General features: G+C 67.6%; 1 protein-coding gene. It reads left to right on the forward strand.

The window, feature by feature from the left end:
• A partial coding sequence (locus IG99_RS43530) for an MMPL family transporter (protein WP_037684580.1) occupies window positions 1–608 on the forward strand: 608 nt, incomplete at both ends.

The following is a 608-nucleotide window of genomic DNA, read 5'->3' on the forward strand; positions in this document are numbered from 1 at the left end:
GCGGTCCAGGCCCCCGACGCCGCCGGCAAGGCCGCCGAGAGGAAACTGGTCACCGCCCTCGAGAAGGTCGACGGTGTCGCCAGTGCCAACTCCGCGCCCATGAAGGACGGACAGACCGTCGGGGTGGTCTCCGTCGTCCCGACGACCTCCCCGCAGTCGGAGGCCACCTCCGACCTGATCCACCACCTGCGTGACGACGTGATCCCGCAAGCCGAGCAGGGCACGTCGATGAAGGTCTACGTGGGTGGCGTCACCGCGAGCAACGACGACTTCGCGTCGGTCCTGATGGGCAAGCTTCCGATCTTCGTGCTGGTGATCGCCGTCCTCGGCTTCCTGCTGCTGACCGTCGCCTTCCGCAGCCTGCTCATCCCGGCGGTCGGCGCACTGCTGAACATCCTCAGCATCGGAGTGGCCTTCGGCGCGATCGTGGTGGTCTTCCAGTACGGCTTCGGTGCCGGACTGCTCGGTCTCGGTGCCGGCGGACCGATCGAGTCGTTCGTGCCGATCCTGGTCGTCGGCATCATGTTCGGCCTGTCCATGGACTACCAGGTCTTCCTGGTCAGCCGGATGCGCGAGGAGTGGGCCCACACCGGCGACAGCCACCGCGC

Source organism: Streptomyces griseus subsp. griseus (assembly GCF_000720255.1).
GTDB lineage: Bacteria > Actinomycetota > Actinomycetes > Streptomycetales > Streptomycetaceae > Streptomyces > Streptomyces griseus_I.